This window comes from Rhodococcus sp. IEGM 1307, from assembly GCF_030056915.1.
Lineage (GTDB): Bacteria > Actinomycetota > Actinomycetes > Mycobacteriales > Mycobacteriaceae > Rhodococcus_F > Rhodococcus_F opacus_D.
Genome location: NZ_JASHKW010000003.1, coordinates 207,582 through 229,605 on the forward strand (window position 1 = coordinate 207,582; position 22,024 = coordinate 229,605).

Consider the following 22,024-nt stretch of genomic DNA (forward strand, 5'->3'; position numbering starts at 1 on the left):
CCAGCACACAGCGTAACGGCACACCGAAACCGGCGCGGGATGGCGCGCCCCGCGGACGGCGAGCCGCCCGCGGGGCGCCTACCGATGTGGCGTCGATCACGTCACGAACCGGCGGCGGAAGGATTACGGGCGCACTCCGACCGAGTAGGCGGACGCACGGTCGCGTACCAGCGTGAGGTACTCGCCCGACAGGTTGTAGGCCATCAGCGCCGACTGCCAGCCCTCCGCAGCGGTGAGGTCGCCGCCCCGCTCGCAGAGGTAGCGGGCGGCGGTCAGCGCTGCGTCGTCGATGTTGTCGGCGTCGGCCACGCCGTCACCGTTGGCGTCGACCCCCCACCGCTTCCAGGTCTCGGGAATGAACTGCAGGGGTCCCATCGCGCGGTCGTGCACCGGGTCGCCGTCCATCGCCCCGCCGTCGGTGTCGGGGATTTCGGCGACACCGGGTCCCCCGTCGAGGGGGATGCCCCGGATCTCGGGCGTCACCTGACCGGTGGGCCCGACCGCCGAACCGGCGTGGGTGCCGTGCCGGCTCTCCACACTCGCGATTCCGGCGAGGGTGGTCCACCCGATTCCGCATTCCGGCTTCGTCTCGGCCATCACCGTCGCCGCGTAGCCGTACGCCTCGAGCGCGGTACTCCCGACGCCGATCGAGTCGGCCAGCCCGGCAGACCATCCGTGCAGCTGATCCGCCGAACGCCCGGGTGCGTTGATGTCGATCGGCGGGGTCGCCGCGCCGGGCCCGGGTGGGATGCCTTCCGGAATCGCGATCCTCGGTTGCTGCTCCCGCGAGCATGCGCCGTAGGCGAGAACCACGACCACCGTCGCCGCGAGAAGAGCGAACAGCGGTCCGGGCCATCGGGAACGACGTTTCGGACGCACGGGATATCGGTTCACGTCTCCATCATCCACACGAAACTCGTCGATCCCGGCCACCCGAGACCGCTCCCACACCGAGCCGGGTCACGGCGTGACAACACACCAAAGGTAAAGGGTTGTAAAAGTGCTGGTGAGGGCTTCTTCGGACAAGGAGGCGCGGTGTATGTTTTCCACAGGCCTAAGGTTCGCCTTGCCTATCGCAAGGTTGCCTACCCAACCTTGCGGACCACTCGGCTCGACCCCGCCTCGCCCAGGAGTGTGCATGTCCGTCCTTGCCGCAGGGACCGCGCCGTCGATCGCCACACAGCTGTTCGGCAGTGGATTGATCGGTCTGCGCGAGGGCCTCGAGGCAGGCATCGTCGTCATGATCCTTGCCGCGTTCCTCGTGAAAGCGGAGCGCAAGGACGCACTCAAGTGGGTCTGGCTCGGCGTCGGCATCGCCGTCGCGATGGTGGCCGCGATCTTCCTCGTCATCCACTACGGAACGTCCACCGTCACCGGACTCACCGCGGAGGTCATCGCCGGCGTCGCGTCCCTCGTCGCGGTCGCGATCGTCACCGTCATGGTGCTGTGGATGCGCAAGGCCGCGCGGACCATCTCCCACGATCTCAAGGCGGGCATGGAGAAAGCATTGGTCGCGGGGCCCATCGCGGTGCTCACCCTCGCGTTCTTCGCCGTCGGCCGGGAAGGCGTCGAGACGGCGCTCCTGATGGTCGGGTACGCCGAGAACACAGCGGGTAGCGCCTGGCCTCTCGTCGGCCTCCTGCTCGGTATCGTCGCCGCCGCGATAGTGACGGTCCTGTTGTACTTCGGCGCCGTCCGGCTCGACTTCGCGAAATTCTTCAAGTACACCGGCATCTTCCTGATCATCGTCGCCGCCGGAATCCTCGGGTACGGCATTCATGCCCTGCAGATCGGCGGAGTCCTGCCCGGCGGCTCGGCACTCGCCTTCGACATCTCGGACGGCTACGACGCGTCCAGCTGGTACGGCACCGTCCTGGCCGGGATCTTCAACTTCCGGCCCGACCCGACGGTCCTGCAGGCCGTCGCCTGGGTCGTGTACATCGTCGTGGTCCTGTTCCTGTTCCTCCGGCCCGTTTCCGCACCCACACCGGCCCCCGCGGCTCCTGCAACCGATACGGCACCCGAGCGCACCGCCTCCCCCACCCCCGACGAGACCGTTTCATGAAAGGCACCTTCCGCCCATGAAGACCACGCGCCGAACCACCTTCGCCCTCGCCTCGGCCGCCCTGCTGCCGCTGGCGCTCGCAGGCTGCACCGAGAAGTCGACCGCGAGCACCGACGACATCACCGTCACCGCGAACGACGACACGTGTGACGTCAGCGCCGACTCCGGAACCACCGGGAACAGCACGTTCCAAGTCACGAACAACGGCAGCAAGGTCACCGAGTTCTACGTATTCGCCGAGGGCGACCGTGCGATGGGTGAGGTCGAGAACATCGGTCCCGGGCTCACCCGCCAGCTCATCGTGTCGCTGCCCGACGCAGGCACCTACCAGCTCGCGTGCAAGCCCGGCATGGTCGGCAACGGCATCCGTCAGGACTTCACCGTCACCGGCGACTCGATGAGCGCGTCCGACGAGAGCGGACAGCTCGCCGAGGCCGCCGACGGCTACCGCCGCTACATCCGCAGCCAGGTCGTCGCCCTGCAGGACACGACGCAGCAGTTCGTCGACGCCGTCAAGGCGGGCAACGTCGAGCAGGCCAAGGCACTCTTCCCCGTCTCCCGCACCTACTACGAGCGCATCGAGCCCGAGGCGGAGAGCTTCGGCGAACTCGACCCCAAGCTCGACCTGCGGGAGGCCGACCTCGAACCCGGGCAGGAATGGACGGGCTTCCACCGGCTCGAGAAGGATCTGTGGGTCACCGGTCCCCAACCCGACACCAACGCGATCGCCGACCAACTCGTCGTCGACGTCCAGTACCTCGCCGACCAGGTGAACGCCGAGGACTACACGATCGACCCCACCAAGATCGCCGGCGACGCGCAGGGGCTGCTCGACGAGATCTCCACGTCGAAGATCACGGGTGAGGAAGACATCTTCTCGCACACCGACCTGTGGGACTTCCAGGCCAACGTCGACGGCTCGCAGGCCGCGGTCGCCGCACTGCAGCCGATTATCGACGAACGCAATCCCGAATTGGCCGCGAACATCACCCAGCGTTTCGCGGACCTCGATGCCGAACTCGCTCAATACCGCCAGGGTGACGGGTTCGTCTTCTACGACACCGTCAACGAACAACAGCGCCAGGAACTGTCGCGCAAGATCGACGCCCTCTCGGCCGAGGTCAGCCAGGTTCAAGGCGTGGTAGCAGGCGCATAATCATGACTGATCCAACCGGTACGACCGACACGACCACCTCGGCGGACGAGCGCAAGGGAATGTCCCGACGACGTCTGTTCGGCGCCGTCGGGGCGGGAGCCGCCCTCGCCGGCGCCGGTGCACTGGTCGGGCGAGCCACCGCCGCCGAACCCCCGTTCTCGCACGCCGACGTCGTCGCCTTCCGGGGCGAACACCAGGCGGGCATCGTGACGCCCGCGCAGGACCGGATGCACTTCGTGGCGTTCGACGTCACCACGAAGTCCCGTGAGGAACTCGAAGCGCTGCTGAAGAAGTGGACCGTGATGGCCGAGCGGATGACCGCCGGCGAGGAGGCCACCCCGGACGGTGCCATCGGCGACGGCATCTACGTTCCGCCCAGCGACACCGGGGAGGCGCTCGGCCTGCCGGCGTCCCAGCTGACCCTCACCATCGGATTCGGGCCCTCACTGTTCGACGACCGGTTCGGCTTCGCGGCCAAGAAGCCTGCCGCGCTCGTCGACCTTCCGCACTTCCGGGCGGACAACCTGGACCCGGCGCGCAGCGGCGGCGACATCGCGATCCAGGCGTGTGCCAACGACCCGCAGGTGGCCGTGCACGCCATCCGCAACCTGGCGCGCGTCGCGTTCGGCACGGCTTCGGTCCGGTGGTCGCAGCTGGGGTTCGGCCGCACCTCGTCGACCTCGACCACCCAGGACACGCCGCGAAACCTGTTCGGGTTCAAGGACGGAACGAACAACATCAAGGCCGAGGAACCCGGCGTCCTCGACCAGCACGTCTGGGTGGGCTCCGGCGACGACCAGGCGTGGATGGGCGGCGGCGCATACCTCGTGGCGCGGCGGATCCGCATGCTCATCGAGCAGTGGGACCGCACCGTGCTCGGCGAGCAGGAACGAGTGATCGGACGGTCCAAGGGCACCGGCGCCCCCCTGAGCGGCAAGGCGGAATTCGACGAACTCGACCTCGATTCCAAGAAGGGTCACGACCCGGTGATCGACGTCGACGCGCACGTGCGACTGGCGTCCGCTCAGGAACTCGGCGGCATCCAGATCCTGCGTCGCGGATACAACTTCACCGACGGCTCCGATGGTTTCGGCCACCTCGACGCCGGACTCTTCTTCATCGCCTACTGCCGCAACCCGCAGGAACAGTTCGTGCCGATGCAGCTCAACCTGTCCAGGACCGACGCGATGAACGAGTACATCCAGCACGTCGGTTCCGCCCTCTTCGCCTGCCCGCCCGGCCTCGCCGAGGGGCAGTACTGGGGTCAGGGCCTGTTCACGTAGAGCCTCCCGATCCCGCGCACCTGACACCGCGTATGCATCAACGGTGTCGGCCGAGCAACCGAAGGTCGAGCTGGTCGGGGGGCAGAGGGCGGCCGTGGTAATGCCCCTGGGTGACGTCGCAGCCGTATCGACGCAAGGCACGCAGGGTGTCTTCGTCTTCGACGCCTTCCGCGACCAGAGACGCGCCCAGGCTGTGTGCGAGCTCCACGGTCGATCGGACGATCGCGACCGATCGAGGATCGCTGGCGAGGCGGGCGACGAAGACCCTGTCGAGTTTGAGCTCATCGACGGCGAGGTCCTGCAGATAGGCAAGAGAGGACCAGCCGGTGCCGTAGTCGTCGATCGACAATCCGATTCCCAGACCCTGCAGCGCCTCGACCACCCTTCTGGCGCGCCGGTAGTCGGTCATCAGGACGCTTTCGGTGATCTCGAGGATCAACGTGTCGGCGGGTAACCGAAGGTCGTCCAGGAGTCGGTCGATCTCCGCGACCAGGTCTGCGTCGAGCAGATTCGTGACCGACAGGTTCACTGCGACGGTCAGCGATATACCGTGATCGAGCCAGCTCCGCGCCTGACCCAGCGCAAGCTCCAGCACTCTCGCTGTCAGTGGACGCATCAATCCTGACTGCTCGGCCTGAGGAAGGAATTGATCGGGTAGGAGTAAGCCGCGGAGGGGATGCTCCCACCGAACGAGAGCCTCGACGCCGTGCACCTGGTCGTCGCAGGCACTGACCTTCGGCTGGTAGTAGCACGTGAGCTCGCCACCATCGATCGCCGTGCGCAGCTCGTCGATGGTCTGCCTCTCCTCGATGCTGCGCTGGTACTCGGCGGTGTCGTACACCGCGATCGTGCGGCGGGTGGACTTGGCGCGATACACAGCCACTCCGGCGCACTGCAGCAGATCCTGAGGGTTTGTGCAGTGTTGGGGGCAGAGGGCGATCCCGATCCGCGCCTCGACGCGCACCGTGACCTCGTCGAGGTCGAAAGGCTCGTTTACTGCCTCGAGGAGCTGACCGGCCAGTGCCCGGGCGTCCGTGAGGTCGATCCCTGCCGGCAGCAGGACCGCGAAGGCGTCTCCGTCGAGGCGTGCCGGCAGATCACCCGGTCGCACGGACCGAGCCAGCCGGTCGGCAATCTGGCACAGCAATTGATCGCCCACGTTACGTCCGAACGAGTCGTTGATCTCCTTGAAGCGGTCCACATCCATCAGCAGCAGGCCCGGCCCCGGCCCCTGCCCCGTCCCAGGCTGTGCCGCCTGGTCGAAGTATGCGGCCGTCAGCGCCGCCATGATCGCCCGACGATTGGCCAGGTCGGTGAGGTCATCGGTGCTCGCCTGGCGGTGGCTGTCGGCCAGGACGACGACTTCCCGGAACGTCACCGCGAATCGGGCTGCAACCGTGACGAGGCTGAGCGCGGCGAGCACCACCGCGAGCCCAGGCAACCGTGCATCGTGGTCGAGGACCAGCAGCCCCACCGAAGCGGCAGTGCACACCAGTGGAGGTACCCAGATACCCAGTCCCGGTAGCTGACCGGACTGTCTTCGGCCGGGGGCTCGCCAACTGGCCACGGCCACGAGCATCGCGGCGGCGTACGGGAGCGCATCGATCCACGTGACCTCCACGTGACCGGCAGCAGTGCGGAACAGGTTGACAGTGTCGGCCACCGCGAACAGCACGAACCCCGCGACCAGCAGCACCCACCGCGGCTCGGCCCGCCACCCCAGCACCGCGAGTGCCCCGACCGCGAGTGCCAACAGCAGCACGTCTCCCGCCGGGTAGGCCAACCCGACGATCACCGCCGCGGGTGATCTTTCGGCGGCCGAGTCGATCGGACCGAATGCGACGGCCGTTGCCAGCGCCGCCAGCGTCAACCCTGCGGTGATGGCGTCCAACCAGATCTCGGTCGGCAACCGCCGCGCTCGCGAGCGCAGGAGCACCACCAACCCGGCGTACACAAGTGGGTAGAACGCCAGTTTCAGCAGATCGGCCACCGATGGTGACTGGCCGTCAGGCAGCCACGACATCGACACGACATCGCCCACACACCAGCTGGTCATTCCCAGCGCGATCAGCCACCACGCCCGCCGCTCGGTCGGAATACACCACGCGCGAGCCGCAACCAGAAAGGCGGCCGACAAAGCCAGTCCGTTGTAGAGCACTCCGTGCAGCACGATCCAACCCGCTTGATCACCTGCCCCCAGCACGATCCCGAACAGGACCACACCGATCAGCAGAATCCCCAGCCCCGCCATGACGCCACGCCGCGCCCGATCGGATGGCGACACCCAGCTCACCCGAGCCGGTCGGTGTCGGTTGTGTGCAGACCTCGGCACCGACACGACGTCCCCTCCCGCTACAACCTGATCCGTCACGGGTCGTGCGTGTCGCGGTGTGTTCGTGGCTTCCCCGGGTCCGAGGCTGCGAGTCGGATTGTCGTCGCAGGTCAGCGCGTCCTTCGCGTCGGAGTCGGCCGGGTCCGGCACGTAACTGCGCAGGCAACCACCACCGCAGCGCTTGGCCGCGTACATTGCCAGATCTGCCTGTTTGAGCAGGCTCTCGGTCGTCGCGCCGGCGACAGTGGAAATGGTGAGCCCGATGCTGGGGCGGATGGAGAGCACGACACCGTCGATGATGAACGGCGGGGTGAATGCCTCCAGTACCCGATCCGCGGCCGACAGGGCATCTTGGACGCTGCCTTCGACCAGTGCCGCGAACTCGTCGCCTCCGAGCCGGGCGACGGTGTCGGTGCTCCGCATGCACCCGGTGAGCCGTTCGGCGACGCGGATCAACAGCTCGTCCCCGGCGGGATGGCCGAGGCTGTCGTTGACAGTTTTGAAATCGTCGAGATCCACACAGAGCACCACGATCGGGGTGAGTTCCCGGCGCTGGCGCTGCACTGCTTGGTCGAGCCGGTCGAGAAACAAGGCACGGTTCGCCAGTCCGGTCAGTCGGTCGCGGAAGGCCTGCCGGGCCACGGTGAGCAACAACCGTCGGTTCTCGGCCAAGACGATGAACTGCCGTGCCAGCAAGGCGATCACCAGGACGATGATCGCAGCGGGAATCGGCCCGGAGCCCAGGCTGGGCAGCTCCTGCTGTAGGCCGACGGCGGCGGCCAGCAGCAACGGAAGGTACGGCAACCACAACCGTGTTCGAGACGGAATCTGGGCCGGAACCGGTTCGGGTGACGGCTCGCGGGTGCTCGACAGCGCCGCCAGACCAATCGCGGCGAAGGCGGCCACCCAGCCCAGGTCGGTAACGCCGCCGTTGTGATACGTGCCCAGCGCGGTCAGGTACGAGACTGCGCTGGCCGACAACGCCATCAGAATGATCCCGATGCACAGCAGTCCCATGGTCAAGCGTTGCCCGGCCCGCGCTCGGGTCAGCACCACAATCGCCATCGTCGCAATCACCAGGTCCGCGACAGGATAGGCGAGGGATAACACGAGGGAGACCGGTGTGGCGCTCCCCGCGCGGTAGACGCTGCCGAGCACGCTCACCCACGACATCACGAACAGTGAACCGGCCACGATGATTCCGTCCAGAATCAGCCGGGTACGGGACTGTCCGCTGTCGCCGGTCGGGAACAGCAACAGCGCCGCGCATGCGCCGACCGGAAACAGCAGGTACGCAGCAGCCGCCGAGGAAGGAAACGGTATCTGATCACTTCCCTGCCACACCACGTAGTAGCACCAGATGGCTTGGCCGGCCGACCAGGCCGCCAGCCCACCCGCCAACGCCAGCCAGCTGCGGCGGCGGCTGCCGCGTCCTCTCCAGGCAGCCCACGCGGTACACCCGGTCGCGACGAGAGCGAACACCAGCAGGCCCACGTCGACAACCACCGTGGTCGTAAACGTGCCACCCCACCCTCGCCACAGCGCCAGCGCGAACAGCAGCGCTGGGACGATGAATACGACCGCGATCGCCCACAGACCGCCTTTCCAGAGGGCCTCGGCGCTTGACGACGTCCCCACCCGCGCGGCTGTCCGATGTTCCATCGCCACCACCCGAACTGCCGCCTGCCGTCAGGAAGAATTGGATTCAAAGTTTCCAGAAGTCCATCTTTGCACGACATGCATACTGAAATATAGCCCATAAACAAACCTATGGTTTGTTTATGGGCTGCCCTATGCCGGTACTCGTCACTCCGCACGCACGTTCAACGCTGCCGAATCCCGAACTCCAGCCGGCGCGCGTTCGAGATCGGTCAGCGGCCCACGAGTTTCCGGATCAACCGGGGAAGGCGCCGCCGAAACCGCGGACAGTCGCAGAGAGCACAGGACGTGCCCTGGCGGTAATGCTCGTGAGCGGCGAATGGGTGGCCGCAGCGGCACTCTGACTTCGACACGGCCATGAACCTGATTCTATTCACACCCGAAACTCGTCCCGGACGTCACTGGGAGAACCTCACCCAGTCCACCAGCATGGTGGCCGGAAAGCGTGTCGACGACGTGACCGGGCCTGGCCAGTTCCCGCCGACGGCCACATCGAGCAGCAGGTACGCCGGGGAGTCGAACACCCAGCGTTCCTCGGGTCGCAGATCCGCTGTGGTGACCGTGCCGACGATGTTCCCGTCGATGCCCACCGAGATGCGGCCGGGCGCTTTGATCAGGGCGTAGTCGTGGAAACCCGCGCTGAGGTTCGCACCGATCGAACCGTCCGTCGAGCGTTCCCAGTGTCCGCCGCCGACGGTCGGGCCGTGCACTCCCGCGTGGTATCGGGAACCGTCCCCGACCACCTCGAGGATGTCGATCTCCCCGCAGGCAGGCCACCCGACGCTGGTGATGTTGCTCCCGAGCGTCCAGAACGCGGGATGGATTCCCGGGCCGGACGGTACCTGAATCCGGGCCTCGATCACCCCGTACGTGAATTCGAACTTTCCACGCGTCACCAGCCGAGCCGACGTGAAGCCGCCACCGTTTCTGCGGGCCTCGACGACGAGACGACCGTTACCGTCGAGTCGCGAATTCTGGCGGGAGTCGGTGTACACCTGCTTCTCGTTGTTGCCCCACCCACCGCCGCCGAGGTCGTAACCCCAGAACAGTGGATTGGGCGCCGCGTTTGCGGGTCCGTCGAATTCGTCGCTGCCGATCACGGTGTATCCGGGGTAGGCGGTCCGGACGCCTCCACCGCCGGGCGCGGCAGCGGCAGCAGCCGGGGTGAGGGACAGCGCGCACAGCGCCACCGAGCACGTCAACGCAATCTCGACCAGGGCCGAGCGCATCCGCTGCATGTGCCGATACTAAGTGTCGCCGCGATCGGTCGTGACCGAATACGCGACGTGGCCGTTACCGGCGCGGCCCCGTGTAACGGAAGATCGTGCTGTTGTCGTCCTGCGCGTACACGGACCAGTCGGGGCTGGACCGCATCTGGTCCTCGAAGTTCTCGACGGATCCGTCCGGCAGATAACCGTAATAGCGGATGGCGGCAGTGCCCTGCGTGTTGAACACGAGATACGTGTCGCCGTCGCGTTCCGCCGCATCCGCGGTGAGCATCTCGATCTGGCCCCCGTGCGGGAAGCCCTCCAGCACGGCCGGGGGCAAGGCCAGCAAGGGCTGATCGAAATCCTTGTCGACGACGGCGAATTTGATGTAGTCGGCGCTGATCCGGGTGGGGAGGCCGGCGGGATAGAGGGACATGATCGTCACCGGCGGCTTCTCGTTCGCGAGGATGTCCTTCGCGAACGTCACCTGGGACTGATAGCCGATGACGAGCGACCACAACCCGAAATAGCCTTGCAGGCCGGCGAACGTCACGTAGGCCAGTCCGCTCGCGAGTCCGACCGGGACGACTCGGCGAAGCACTCCGGACCGGAACCTGACCGTGAGAGCGTCCACGAGGATCGGCGCGATGAGAATCGCGCACCCGGGCACGGCGTAGAGATAGACCCGGAAGATCGCCTCACCGCCGTAGCTCTGACCGGCCAGCAGCGCGAAAGAACTGAACGCCATGACGGTCCCGACCCAGGCGGAACGCTTGCGACGCCAGAGGAGGATCGCACAGACCACGGCGAGCAGGATGATGCCCGCGGACAGGGAGCGGCACACGGCGGAGGTGAAGATCTTCCCGAACGTGCCGACGGCGGTCACGTTGCTGGCGGCGTTGTCGACCGGGTTGAAACCGGACAGCAACCCGTACGGTGCCACGATGTCCAGCCGGGGAACGAGATAGGTGACGAGGATCGCGAAGTAGGGAACGGGGAGCCACCACGGGCGGATCTTCCGCGTCACCGCCAGGGCAACCGTCACGCCGAACAGCCAGTACGGGGTCAGCTGATGGGTGGGCACCAGGGCAGCGAACACGAGGATCGACAGGTACGCCGCAGAGCGGTGCTCCGTCGACACCACGAGCAGTGCCACCACACCCAATGCCATGACGAGGGCGACAGCCTGCGGCGAGAAGTAGTCCTGCCCCACCCAGTTGGCGAGTTCCGCCACCATCGCGGCCGTCAGTGCCACCCGCATGCCGAACCCGAGGAGCCGGGCGATCGCGGCGATCACGACGGCCAGCAGCACGTGGATCACCGGCGCGAACCAGTGGGCGATCGACATCATGTCCACGGATGTGATGTCGCCGAACCACGCGAATGCGGTGAAGAAGCCCGGCCACTCGCCGTAGATGTCGACGCCCTTCGGCGGCAGTGTCTGGAACTGCTGGATGTAGTCGACCACGCCGAGGTGCTTGTACGTCCACCCGTAGATGGGAACGTCGGTGACGAGGGTCGGGGTGAGCCGTTCCACCCCGATCACGCCCAGCACGGCAACGGCAGCGGTCCCGACAGCCCTCTCGCGAAGAGCCCAGCCGAACGCGCCGAGCATCATCACGGCGCACACCACGAGGCCGGGCCCACTTCCGACGAACAGCAGACCGAACTGTGAATACGCGGTGGAGCCGAGACCGAAGAGCACCACCACCCACGCGGCAAGGGCCACGGCAACGAGGATCAGCGGCCGGTTTCGGCGAGCGGCATACCACCATTGCGACAGACGGAACGACACCTGCTGCACGGTCACCGCGCGAACCGGCTCTGCGCCGGTGTCCTGCCAGCGATGCCGCAGCGCGGACGCGACGACGGCCAGGACCATCACCAGCAGCAGACCCGTCGCGGGCCATCGGTAGAACCAGGCCAGGACGGTCGTGGCCGCAGTCACCACAGACAGCCCGAGAACGGGGACGGCCGCGACGGCTGCGGCAAGCGGTATCCGCAACCACGTCACGATCGCGAGCCCCGGTCCGATCAACACGAATACCGTCAGCAGTACCGCATTCACCGACGACGGAAGCGGCGCCAGGGACGTCAGTCCCGCGACCGCCGAGGCCAGCGCGGCGACGTCGTAGTACCGGGTCAGCTCCGGAGCCCTCGCGTCGAGTCGCTCCGCAGTGAGGAGATCACTCATCGGTCACCCGCACCCAGTCGACGAGCATCGCGGCCGGAAACGTTGTGTCGGCTCCGACGTCGCCCGGCCACCGTCCACCGACGGCGACATTCAGCAACAGGAAGAACGGCTTGTCGAACACCCACTCCTGCCCCGGGTCCACGTCGGCACGCGAGAACTCGCCCGTCACCGCGTCGTCGATGCCGAACGTGATCCGGTCCGGCGACCGCTCCACCCAGTAGTCGTGGAAATCGTCCGACATGGTTCCGCTGCCTTCGGCTTTCACCTCCCAGGGTGTGCCGTCCGCGGACGGGCCGTGCAGCGCACTGTGATAGAACGACGCGTCGTTGATGGTCTCGATCACGTCGATCTCCCCCGACTGCGGCCAGCCCACACGGTTGACGTCCGTGCCCATCAACCAGAACGCCGGGTGCAGGCCCTGTCCGCTCGGCAGCTTGATGCGGGCCTCGGCCCGTCCGTACTGGAATGCGAAGCGGTCGAGGGTGACAAGCCGGGCGGACGTGTACCCCGATCCGTCGGGACGGGCTTCGATCACGAGGTTGCCCTCACCGTCGAGCCTGGAATTGACGGGATCGTCCGTGTACACCTGCGCCTCGTCGTTACCCCAGCCGCCTCCCCCGACCGCGTGTCCCCAGTAGCGGGGGTCGGGCGAGGTTCCGGCGGGCCCGACGAAATCGTCGAACATGAGCACCGACTCACCCTTCCTCGACGCCTGCGCGACATCGCTCGACGCGTACCACCCGGTGGCGCCGATGCAGACGAGCGCGAGGAACACCGTCACCGCAGACACGGCGCGGATCCTGCGTGGACGGTTCAGCTGCCTATGCACCGGCACCGTCTCCGACCGGGACGACAGCCGAACGTCGAACCGACTGCAGCTGCGTCACGAGGTGGACGCACACGACGAACCCGAGGATCGCCGAGTAGGCCGCAACCCGTTCGATACCGCCCACGCCGAGACCGAGGTCCCAGGAGTAGGTGAAGCAGAAGTACCCCACCAGTCCGAGCACCCCCAGTGCGAGGGCGACGTACGTTGCCGGTCCGGACATCTGAGGCCAGACGGTGAGTGCCGTCGTGAGCGTGAAGAGACTGCCGAAGATCAGGAACAGCGTGGCACCGAGCGAATGCACTTCCCAGTGCGTGTTCGACGGCGCGAGACCGACCACTGTTCCGCCGATCCCGGCCACCACCAGGAAGACGACGGGGGCCGGCGGCAGCACCCGTTCGATGCGGTGCCACAGGACGGCGGCCACCACATAGGCGAGTCCGGTCACCACGAACGACGCGTCCATCAGCAGGGATGTCTTGCTGCACGGCGCGTTTCCGTCCGTGCCGCAGAACGGGACGCCGAGGTCGCTGACGAAATTGGCAGAGTAGCTGTAGTGACCGCGCCACGTGCCGGCGACGAGGAATTCGACGACGAAGAACTGCAGTACGGCAACGGTGAGGTACAGCGGAGTCCGCTTCGAGGTCTCGAGGACGTGTGAGGGCATGGTCAGAACATCCTTCGAGACAGTAGAGACAGTGGGTCGCACAGTGCGTCCGAGAGGGCGCTGCGGACGAGTTCGGGGTCGAAAACGTTGTCGTGCAGCGACGCCGACACGTCCAGGTCGGGACCGTGGCGCACCGCGGTGAAGACGATCGACGCAGGGTCGGCCGGTTCGCTCAGCGCGGTGACGAGACGCCGGCCGGGCCCGTCGGTCCAGTCGAGATCGGCCAGCAGCGCGGCCTGTCCCATGTCGGAGTACACGAGCCTCGCCCGGGGGTCCGCGGCGACGTGAGTGGCCCGCGCGTGCGCAACACCGGCACGCACCCGCCTGCGGAACGTGGCGGTGCTGAGTGCGAGCGAGGCCAGCGGCCGGCCCGACGCCGTGGCCTGCGCGATCGCCGCACTCATCTCGGCGGCATCACCCGGGTCCGACAGTGAGAACCGCACCAGGGCTGCGAAGTTGCCGTTCACCGTCGCCGCCTCCGGGAGGTACCGGCGGCAGTCGAAGAGAACGTCGACCTCGTCGTCGATCGCCAGGCCACAACTGCGCATCGCCCGCGAGACGGCCGCGAACAGCAACGACGACACCGACGCCCGGGGCATTTCCCGATCCCGCCAGCGACGCAGTTCTGCGGTGGTGCCGGGCGCTGTCGACGCGATGACCGCGGTGGGCGCGCCGTGCCACGGCACGACCACCTCGGCCGATCCGGAACCGTGCGCGGCAGCGGGCCGGGATTCGAGGAGCCTCGCGACACGCGTGGGGGACGACGCGAAGGTCCGGGCCAGGGCGCACGCGAGCGGCAGAGCGCTGTCGCGTGTCCGCGCCCATTCCGGAACCGGCGTCCCCATGCGTCCACCGGCAACGGCACGGACGAGTGACAGCGCGAGCCTGCCATCGCCGAGTCCGTGGGAAATGTCGAGCAGGAGAAAATCGCCCGCGACCGCGACGTTCAGCGGGTATGCGGACGCACCCGACCGTGCCAGCCGGGTCAGCAGCTGCGGCACCTCCTCCCGGGTACAGGGTCCGAGTTCCCGTACCTGCCCGAGGAAGTCCTGCGGTCGGTGCTCCCACCGGCGTGACTCGGTGGTCGGGACGAGGCCGATCGGGGTGTGCCGCCCGCCCGCGTGCGCGAGCAGCGTCAGCGTGTCCCGGATCTCGCCGACGCTCGGCAGTCGGACGGGACCGATCGCGGTGATCATCCGGCTCCCGCTGCGCATCAGGTCGCGGGAACTTGCTCTATGCGTCGACATCGGACACCTGCCACATCGGTTTCTGGTTCATGCTCTTCTTCGCCAGCCACCGCTCCCACTTGGAACGGTTCTGGAGTCGGCGGAGCCAGGAGATGAGCGGTCCGGCGAGGATCACGGCGGTGAGCGTCTCCGCGGCAAGATACGCCCAGCCCACCCCCGCGACCCCGATCGACGCGCTGAAGACCAGGCTGCCGACGATGATGACCACCGTGGCCAGGCACTGGGTGACGACGGCGAGGGTCAGCCGGCGGTACACCCGCGCGAGACCGTCGTAGACGGCACCGATGACGGTGAGAGGCACGAACACCGCGGCGAGATGGAGCAGAGGCGTTCCTTCCGCACGGTATTCGTCGCCGATGAATCCGAGCGCCGGTGGCGCGACGAAGGCCAGCCCGAATCCGCCCACCACCGCGACCACGGCAATGGTGCGGACGAACCGGCGGGACAGGCTGACGATCTTGTCCGGATGCGCGGCGGCTTCGGCGACGAACGGGCCCACCATGAGGTTCACCATGATGTAGAGGGCGCTGACGATCGACCACGTCACTGCGAAGTACGCGTTAGCCGCGGTGCCGACCCGGGTGACGACGATCAGCGGGACGACGAGCGGGGCGATGGCCCCGAGCGCCGAAATGCCGTACGAGGAACCGAAGTACACACCGAGTTCCTTGTTGGAGGGCAGAGCGGGCACCTGCCGGTATCGAGGGTCGGACCGGATGCGCAGGCCCATCGACGTCAATACGACCACAACGGCGATCGCCGCGGTGACCCCCCAGGACGCGACGATGGCGAGCGCCGACCCCGACGCCGCGAGCACCACGACCGCGAGAAGTTTGGCCAGCGCGTGGAAGACGTTCTTCGACGCCGCCCAGCGGGCCACACCCAGCCCGGAGACGGTCTGATCCTGCAGGGCGAAGAGCGCGAGCACGACGACGAACACCGGATAGATCGCGATTTCCAGGTTGTTCTCGAACAGCGTGTCCCGCGGACCGAGGACGATGAGTCCGACTGCCGACACGAAGGCCAGCGTGGCGACGGCGGCGAAACCCTTGACCAGCAACGGTCCCGCGCGGTGGCCCGCCACGGGCAGGAAGCGCTCGAACATCGAGCCCAGGCTGAGATTCGACAGCGTCGACAGCATGATCGCCGTCGAGATGAGTGCGGACGCCACGCCCACCTGATCGGCGGGGAACAATCGCGCGGCCGCACCCCAGAAGGCGAGGCCGAGTACACCGGTGACGACACTCGACAGCATCAGTGCCATCGAGTTGAGTTGCAGATTCCGCCCCGCGGAGCGCGGTGGCTGCTCGGCACGGTGCTTCGCGCGTAGGTGCGACTGCGTCGCTGTCGGGGATCCCATGATTACCCGACCAACTCCGGCCGGGAATCGTCACGGGCGTCGTCGACGCTGTCCACGGTCAATTCACCGAGCGCGGTGGCGAGGACGTCCCGCAGGACCCTGTCCCGCAGGGCGGTGCTGTACAGCGAGTGATCGCCGGACGGGTATGTCACCAGGCGTCCGTTCCACCCGGCGCGCCGGAGCCGGCGAAGGCTGCGCTCTCCCTGGTTCTCGACGAACGCGGCGTAGTCGATCGGTGAGAGGAGGACGGTGGTGTGCACGCCACGGTCGTTCAGCGGAGCGAGCATGACCTCCGGCACCTGCAGCAACCCGGCCCGGCCCAGCCACAACCAGCCGCGGTACGGCATCCACACCCGCAGGTACTGTTTCGCCGTCGCCGCGTGCCGGTGGAGTAGCGCGAGCGCGGCACCCTTCAGGGAACCCTGGCCGGCGTCCATCGTCGACTGCTTCACGAAGGCTTTACGGGTAATGGTCCAGTCCGCCATGTTGACCAGGACCACCGCCCGGACCGGACGGCGGAGGGCGGCGTAACTCGAGTTCCACGCCCCCGAACACATGCCCACGAGCACAGCCGATTCGGGCTGCGCACCGCTGACGGAGATGATGTCGACGGCGTCGTCCCGGGATTCGTCCGTGTAGATGGTGGTGGATTCTCCGTGCTGCACCGTGCCGGTGTCGCCGGTGCCGCGGCGATCGAAGCGAACGCTGACGATCCCGTGGGCCGCGAGTTCGCGGGCAGTCTCGGCCCACAGCCGGACGGGCCCGACGCGGTGCTCGCCGGCGGTGCCGTGGAAGATCACCGTCGGCGCCGCAGGGGTGTGCGCCGCATCCCGCTCGGCCGCGACGGACGTGCGGATCGTGAAGAGTTCGGACGCCCCCTCGAAGCCCAGAGTCTCGGTGACCTGCCTGCCGTCGACGGTCCGATCCACGACGGCGGTGGCGCGGAGATCGAGTGTGGCACCGGTGTGGTGGTTGCCGAAGGACGCGGACATCCAGTCGGCGATCCGGTCGATGTCGCCGAACGGGAGCCGGACCACGAAGTCCGCCGGCTCGAGGAACGATTCGTAGTCCTGAACTGTGAAGTGCTCGGCGGTCCAGGCCGCGACGGCCTCACGCATCCCGACGGAGTCGACCTCGCTGTCCCGCAACGCCATCAGGACCTTCGCGCCCGGCGGCGGAGTGGCGGTTCGCAGACTCATCGCCGACAGGGCCGTAGCCGCGGCCGGTGCGAGCACCGCACCGATGAGGGTGACCCGCGGATCGTCCGCGTCCTCGGGACCGACCACCATCTGGTGGAGCGCGGTCTGCTTGCGCAGGTAGGCGCGGCCGCGCACCACCGGATCCCACAGGGTCACGGCCCGCACCGGACCGCACGTCGCGGCGACCTGCGCGGCGAGCAGGGCGCCTACCCGGAGGCCGACCAGCCCGATGTCAGTGATGCCGCAGCTGCGCACGAAGTCGACGGCCGTCCGGATGCTGTCGAGCCATCCGGCGACCGCGTCGGACTCGTCCTGGGCGCCCGGCGAGTCACCGGTGCCGCGGTAGTCGAACCGCAACACCAGAAGCCCCCGGGCCCGCAACTGCTGGGCGAGGTAGACCATTCCGCGATACGAGTCGACCTGTTCCTTGCCGATCGGCGGGCACAGGACGACGGCACCGCGGCAGCGGCCGTCGGCTGGAAGGTCGACGACGCCGAACAGCGGCGCGTCCTCCGGTCCGAACCAGGTGGCGAACCGGGTGCCGTCGCTGCGGCCGGCGAGATCAGGATGGGCTGTCATGGGTCATCCCTCTCATCGGCGCCGGATCCCGGCCCTCCACGCGGGCCTTCAGATAGGCGAACGGGCCACGCGCGATGGACCGCAGTTCGGTGGCCCCGATCCCCACGGGAAGGTCGTCGGCGAGACCGTCCGGAGGGGTGGCGACGCGGGACATCTTCCGCGACAGATGAAGAAACGTCGGCGCCTGCCGCACGGCGATGCGCGCGGCGAGCCAGGCGGTGCGGGGGTCGACGGCGATCTTGGCCAGCCACGCGCCGAGTCCGAGCCCGTAGCCGCGCGCCTGGACGGCGAGCGCCTCGTTGTCCGCCCGGTGCCGATGCCACACGACCGCCCCGGGCCGGTACGCCAGCTGCCGCCCGGAGTGCAGCACGCGGAAGAACATGTCGAGGTCTTCGCCACCGTCGGTAGGGGCTCCCGCCCCGAGCGCCTCGTCGAAACCACCCAGCGCGAACACGGCCTGCCGATCGACCGCGAAATTCGCACCGGTGCCGTAGACGCCGACCTGGAACGGGAAGAGCGGCACGTCGGCGGGCGGGTGCGCGAGGTCGAACAACCGTGGGACACAGGAACTCGCCCATCCCACCCGCTGATCGAAGTAGGCCTGTGCGGGTGTGCGGATCTCCCCGCTCGGGACGATTCCGCACACGCACGCCACCGCATTGCCGGCGCCGAAGCCGGCGACGAGTTCGGTGAGCCAGTGCGGGTCGACGACGACGTCGTCGTCGGTGAACGCGACGATCTCCGTGTTCGCCGCGCGGACGCCCGCATTGCGCGCCCGGGACAGGCCCGGGCGGGGCTCGGTCACGACGCGTACACGGGGGTCACCGAGTTCGGCGACGTACCGCTGCGTGGCGTCCGTGCGGGATGCGTTGTCGACCACGATCACCTGGTAATCGGGATGATCGAGCGACAGGATCGATTCGAGGGCGACCTTCAGGCTGTCGACCCGGTCCCGGGTACACACCACCACGGTGACGGACGGGCCGGATGCGGCGGTGGCGGCGGCGCTTTCGGCCACCGCTCCCGGCAGGAGCCCGTCCAGTGCGCGCCGCAGTGCGCCGGCCTCGAGTCGGCCGTCCTCGATGTCCACTTCGACGAATCCCAGCAGGGTGCGGTCTTCCCGCACGAGCAGCCGGGCACGCTGATACCCCTCGGCACGCTCCAGCCGGTATTCGGTGTCGTCTCGCACGGGACCGCGCAGTTCGCCGACCCAGACGGCCCCGTCCCACGTCGGCGCGTGATCGCTGACGAGAGCAGGCACCAGGTCGATCCGGCGATCGAGCGTTCCGGTCATGCCGTCACCCGCTTCGATCGCAGACCGACGAGACCGCGGACGTAGCCGGCGGTGGTCGCCGTGAGCCCCGCGACCACGGCACCGGCCCGGGCCAGCCCGCCGTGCCGCGGGGATGCGATCCCCGTGACGACAGCTCGCGGGAGAACGCGTGCGGTGTACGCCCGCTCGCTGCTGAGCGCGTCGCCGGCCCCGACGAGATCGGAGACCAGCGCTTTCGACACGCCCTCGTGGAAGCACCGCGAGAGGAAGTATCGGAACGTGGCGCGGTCGTCGCTGACGCGGTGCTCCACCCTCATCGCGGGGTCGAACAGCAGTTGCGCAGAGGGCTGGTGGGCGCGGATCCGGATGCAGAGTTCGGTCTCCTCGCACCCGACCGGTGTCTTGCCGACCCGGCCGATCCCGTCGCTGAATCCGTGGACGGCGTCGAACACCGTGCGCCGCAGAGACATATTGCAGCCGATGAAGTTCCGCACCGGCTCGATACGCGTCGGTTGGCCGACGTAGCTGCAGCCGACCACCCAGTCGAACTCGGCGGGCATCCACACGGGGCGGTCCGCGGGCCACACGGGACTGGCGAATCCCCCCACGCCGAGCACGTCGGGGTCGGAATAGTGGGCGGCGGACACGCGGTACCAGTCGGGTTCGGCGCGCGCATCGTCGTCGAGGAACGCGATCATGTCGCCACGCGCCGCGCGCACACCCGTGTTGCGGGCTCCGGAGAGCCCCTTCGATCCGGAGTTACGCAGCACGGTCACCCGGGTCGGCCCGGCGAAGTGCCGTTCGGCACGCGAGAACAGCTCCTCGGAGTGGTCGATCACCACCAGCACCTCGAGCACGGGCACGTTCTGGGTGAGCACCGAGTCGACTGCGGCGCACAGGTCGGTCCACCGTTCGGTGGTGTAGGCGCAGATCACGACGGAGCAGGACACGAGGGTGGACACCGTCATGGTTGCTCAGCCTCGCGCGACGGGAGTCGGGGACACGTCCGGTGCGGAGGTGCGCTGTTCGCTCCTGATGGTGCGCAGCACCCGGAGCCCGTCACGTACCGCGTTGAGATTGCTCTCGCCATGGATGCGGTCCTGTTCGAAACTCGGCACCTCGGTGATCTTCAGGCCCGCGTTGGCGACCCGCACGTTGATGAGTGTCTCGATCTCGAAGCCGTCGCCCCACTGCGCCTCGGTCGCGTCGACGGACGGCAATGCCATCACCGGGACGTGGCGGCGCCAGAATGCGTTGTAGCCGTAGCACAAATCGCTGAACGACGCCCCGAACTTGAGGTTGACGATGGCGTTCAACGCCTTGTTTCCGAGCTTCCTGCTGAACGTGATGTCCGAGCTTCCGCCGCCGGCGGCGAAGCGCGTGCCCTTCGCGAAGTCCGCGCCTGCCACGAGTGCCCCGACGAACAGCGGGATCTCGGCCGGGTCCGTGGATCCGTCGGCGTCGATCATCACGATGATGTCCGACGTGGAAGCGAGGAACCCGCACGCCAAGGCATTGCCCTTGCCTTTTCGGCTTTGCGTCACGACCGTGGCGTCGGGCCAGAGACTCTTGGCCACCTCGACCGTGTCGTCGACGGAATGTCCGTCGACGAAAACGATCTCGTCGATGTCGGCCGGCATTCGCGCGGCAACGTGCGGGAGGTTCTTGGCTTCGTTCATGGCAGGCACGACGACCGTGACCGTCGGCCGCTGCGACCCGTCCACGTCGTTGCGACCGTTGTCTTCGCCTTTGCGTTGGTCGACGCCTACGACGTCGGTACCGTCGGAGGGTTCCAGGCGATCAGGCGTGTAGAGGCTCATTTGTCCGTCTTTCCTCGTCGGGCGAATGGCCCGGCAGCATCACAGTCGTCCCATGCGAGCACTGACCACCCCGTGTCTGGAGTGATGTCCTCACCACGTGCAGCGTGCAAAGGAAGCAGAGACCGTTCGAACCCCCGCAGTTCAGAAAACATCAATGTTTTCGACTATCGGTCTTCTTTGCAGGGGTAAACCTATCTCAAGTTTGTTTCTTGCGCACCAGTTAACGCGAAGTGATTTAAAACTCAGTTACATTTTGGCAAACCGAAGCGATCGCGCGGACCAGACGTTCTCACGACGGCCAGTGACCCACCCAGTCCGCTGCTCCGAGCGAGGACTTGCCCTGCGCACGCGCCGCATTCTCGGCTGCCCGGATCCGGGTGATGAACGCGTGCGCCGCCGCCCGGAGTCTCGTCTCGGCTTCCGCCTCAGCTACCAGCCCGGACTCGATCTCCACGGGCACGAGCTCCGGCGGCAGGCCGGCCTTGCTCGCGCGGGCGATCACCTTCGCCGCGAGGGACGCCGCGGGCTGACTCATCGCGACGCCGTCGAGGCAGGAACTCCGCGCCTTCTCCGCCGCCTTCCGGATCTCCCATGCCCGTTCCTGCTCCGCGATGTCGATCGGTCCCACGACGTCCTCCCCGAGGTGGGGACTGCGGTGCACGAGTTTGGCCACCAGGGTCGCGGCCACGTCGTCGACGTCGAAATTGCCCGACGCCGAGGCGATGCGTGAGTGGAAAAGGACCTGCAGCAGCAGGTCTCCGAGCTCTTCACGCAGATCGCCGGGTTCGGACGACTCGATCGCGTCGAGAACCTCGTACGTCTCCTCGACGAGGTAGTGCGACAGGGTGCGGTGCGTCTGCGTCACTTCCCAGCCGCCGTAACTCCACAATCGGTCCATCACCTCGGCGGCCTCGACGAGATTGTCGCCCGGGACCTTCGGTGCCGCGATGACGCGTGACCCCGACGCGACCCACTCGCGCACCGTGGGGTGGTCGGGGTCGGTACTGACCAGGACGGCGGCCCCGGGTGCTTCGGTCAGCAGGGTCCGCACGCCGTCGGGTACCTCGTCGGTGAACTCCACCCCGTCACCGACCACCCCGACGGCCTCCATCGGGATCGTCGTGGGCCGCAACGGGTCGAGCAGGACCACCGTCAT

At 67.6% G+C, this 22,024-nt stretch carries 16 protein-coding genes; 3 read left to right on the top strand and 13 right to left on the bottom strand.

Features of this window, described 5'->3' with window-relative positions:
* Positions 1-123: 123 nt before the first annotated feature.
* The gene (locus QM841_RS07240; RefSeq protein ID WP_280781464.1) at positions 124-894 is read right to left on the bottom strand and encodes a lytic transglycosylase domain-containing protein; all 771 of its coding nucleotides are present in this window, start codon (positions 892-894) and stop codon (positions 124-126) included.
* Between the two features lie 244 nt (positions 895-1,138).
* Between QM841_RS07240 and efeU the strand changes: the two genes are divergently transcribed.
* From efeU to efeB, 3 genes are read left to right on the top strand one after another with little or no spacing between them, the layout of a single operon-like run.
* The gene (efeU, locus tag QM841_RS07245; protein ID WP_283331434.1) at positions 1,139-2,065 is read left to right on the top strand and encodes an iron uptake transporter permease EfeU; all 927 of its coding nucleotides are present in this window, start codon (positions 1,139-1,141) and stop codon (positions 2,063-2,065) included.
* Positions 2,066-2,081: 16 nt separating this feature from the next.
* Positions 2,082-3,221: an iron uptake system protein EfeO gene (gene efeO / locus QM841_RS07250; RefSeq protein WP_280781462.1), complete on the top strand. Its 1,140-nt coding sequence runs from the start codon at positions 2,082-2,084 to the stop codon at positions 3,219-3,221.
* 2 nt (positions 3,222-3,223) lie between these two features.
* Complete coding sequence (gene efeB / locus QM841_RS07255) at positions 3,224-4,504, top strand: iron uptake transporter deferrochelatase/peroxidase subunit (protein WP_283331435.1); 1,281 nt, start codon at positions 3,224-3,226, stop codon at positions 4,502-4,504.
* A 37-nt stretch (positions 4,505-4,541) separates the two neighbouring features.
* On the opposite strand, the gene QM841_RS07260 is transcribed toward efeB, so the two are convergent.
* The 12 genes from QM841_RS07260 to QM841_RS07315 all read right to left on the bottom strand — a co-directional run bounded on the left by QM841_RS07260 (position 4,542) and on the right by QM841_RS07315 (position 22,024).
* Positions 4,542-8,498 carry a diguanylate cyclase domain-containing protein gene (locus QM841_RS07260; RefSeq protein WP_283331436.1) on the bottom strand — a complete coding sequence of 1,319 codons (3,957 nt, stop codon included), beginning with the start codon at positions 8,496-8,498 and terminating at the stop codon, positions 4,542-4,544.
* A gap of 395 nt (positions 8,499-8,893) precedes the next feature.
* On the bottom strand, positions 8,894-9,733 hold the full coding sequence (locus QM841_RS07265; RefSeq protein WP_283331437.1) for a glycoside hydrolase family 16 protein: 840 nt from the start codon (positions 9,731-9,733) through the stop codon (positions 8,894-8,896).
* A 55-nt stretch (positions 9,734-9,788) separates the two neighbouring features.
* Positions 9,789-11,897, bottom strand: coding sequence for a hypothetical protein (locus QM841_RS07270; protein WP_283331438.1), 2,109 nt, complete (start codon positions 11,895-11,897; stop codon positions 9,789-9,791).
* Entirely contained in the window at positions 11,890-12,687 is a 798-nt protein-coding gene (locus QM841_RS07275; RefSeq protein ID WP_283331439.1) for a glycoside hydrolase family 16 protein, read from the bottom strand. Before QM841_RS07275 ends, QM841_RS07270 begins: the two co-directional genes overlap by 8 nt.
* A gap of 31 nt (positions 12,688-12,718) precedes the next feature.
* Positions 12,719-13,390 (bottom strand): DUF998 domain-containing protein, encoded by a 672-nt coding sequence (locus tag QM841_RS07280; RefSeq protein WP_283331440.1) that lies wholly within the window; start codon positions 13,388-13,390, stop codon positions 12,719-12,721.
* A 2-nt stretch (positions 13,391-13,392) separates the two neighbouring features.
* Complete coding sequence (locus QM841_RS07285) at positions 13,393-14,637, bottom strand: hypothetical protein (RefSeq protein WP_283331441.1); 1,245 nt, start codon at positions 14,635-14,637, stop codon at positions 13,393-13,395.
* Positions 14,624-15,997, bottom strand: a complete 1,374-nt coding sequence (locus QM841_RS07290; protein WP_283331442.1) for a lipopolysaccharide biosynthesis protein — start codon at positions 15,995-15,997, stop codon at positions 14,624-14,626. Before QM841_RS07290 ends, QM841_RS07285 begins: the two co-directional genes overlap by 14 nt.
* A 2-nt stretch (positions 15,998-15,999) precedes the next feature.
* Complete coding sequence (locus QM841_RS07295; RefSeq protein WP_283331443.1) at positions 16,000-17,775, bottom strand: alpha/beta fold hydrolase; 1,776 nt, start codon at positions 17,773-17,775, stop codon at positions 16,000-16,002.
* A complete protein-coding gene (locus QM841_RS07300) occupies positions 17,759-19,069 on the bottom strand; it encodes a glycosyltransferase family 2 protein (protein WP_283331444.1) in 1,311 nt (436 codons plus the stop codon). Before QM841_RS07300 ends, QM841_RS07295 begins: the two co-directional genes overlap by 17 nt.
* Positions 19,066-20,016: a glycosyltransferase family 2 protein gene (locus QM841_RS07305; protein ID WP_283331445.1), complete on the bottom strand. Its 951-nt coding sequence runs from the start codon at positions 20,014-20,016 to the stop codon at positions 19,066-19,068. The genes QM841_RS07300 and QM841_RS07305 overlap by 4 nt, the downstream gene beginning before the upstream one ends.
* A 6-nt stretch (positions 20,017-20,022) precedes the next feature.
* Positions 20,023-20,868 carry a glycosyltransferase family 2 protein gene (locus QM841_RS07310; protein WP_283331446.1) on the bottom strand — a complete coding sequence of 282 codons (846 nt, stop codon included), beginning with the start codon at positions 20,866-20,868 and terminating at the stop codon, positions 20,023-20,025.
* 289 nt (positions 20,869-21,157) lie between these two features.
* Entirely contained in the window at positions 21,158-22,024 is an 867-nt protein-coding gene (locus QM841_RS07315) for a nucleoside triphosphate pyrophosphohydrolase (protein ID WP_283331447.1), read from the bottom strand.

Excerpts from the sequence above, each read along its gene's own strand:
- efeU (WP_283331434.1), top strand. The coding sequence starts at position 1,139 with ATGTCCGTCCTTGCCGCAGGGACCGCGCCGTCGATCGCCACACAGCTG.
- efeO (WP_280781462.1), top strand. The coding sequence starts at position 2,082 with ATGAAGACCACGCGCCGAACCACCTTCGCCCTCGCCTCGGCCGCCCTG.
- efeB (WP_283331435.1), top strand. The coding sequence starts at position 3,224 with ATGACTGATCCAACCGGTACGACCGACACGACCACCTCGGCGGACGAG.
- QM841_RS07260 (WP_283331436.1), bottom strand. The coding sequence starts at position 8,498 with ATGGAACATCGGACAGCCGCGCGGGTGGGGACGTCGTCAAGCGCCGAG.
- QM841_RS07265 (WP_283331437.1), bottom strand. The coding sequence starts at position 9,733 with ATGCAGCGGATGCGCTCGGCCCTGGTCGAGATTGCGTTGACGTGCTCG.
- QM841_RS07270 (WP_283331438.1), bottom strand. The coding sequence starts at position 11,897 with ATGAGTGATCTCCTCACTGCGGAGCGACTCGACGCGAGGGCTCCGGAG.
- QM841_RS07280 (WP_283331440.1), bottom strand. The coding sequence starts at position 13,390 with ATGCCCTCACACGTCCTCGAGACCTCGAAGCGGACTCCGCTGTACCTC.
- QM841_RS07285 (WP_283331441.1), bottom strand. The coding sequence starts at position 14,637 with ATGTCGACGCATAGAGCAAGTTCCCGCGACCTGATGCGCAGCGGGAGC.
- QM841_RS07290 (WP_283331442.1), bottom strand. The coding sequence starts at position 15,997 with ATGGGATCCCCGACAGCGACGCAGTCGCACCTACGCGCGAAGCACCGT.
- QM841_RS07295 (WP_283331443.1), bottom strand. The coding sequence starts at position 17,775 with ATGACAGCCCATCCTGATCTCGCCGGCCGCAGCGACGGCACCCGGTTC.
- QM841_RS07300 (WP_283331444.1), bottom strand. The coding sequence starts at position 19,069 with ATGACCGGAACGCTCGATCGCCGGATCGACCTGGTGCCTGCTCTCGTC.
- QM841_RS07305 (WP_283331445.1), bottom strand. The coding sequence starts at position 20,016 with ATGACGGTGTCCACCCTCGTGTCCTGCTCCGTCGTGATCTGCGCCTAC.
- QM841_RS07310 (WP_283331446.1), bottom strand. The coding sequence starts at position 20,868 with ATGAGCCTCTACACGCCTGATCGCCTGGAACCCTCCGACGGTACCGAC.
- QM841_RS07315 (WP_283331447.1), bottom strand. The coding sequence starts at position 22,024 with ATGACGGTGGTCCTGCTCGACCCGTTGCGGCCCACGACGATCCCGATG.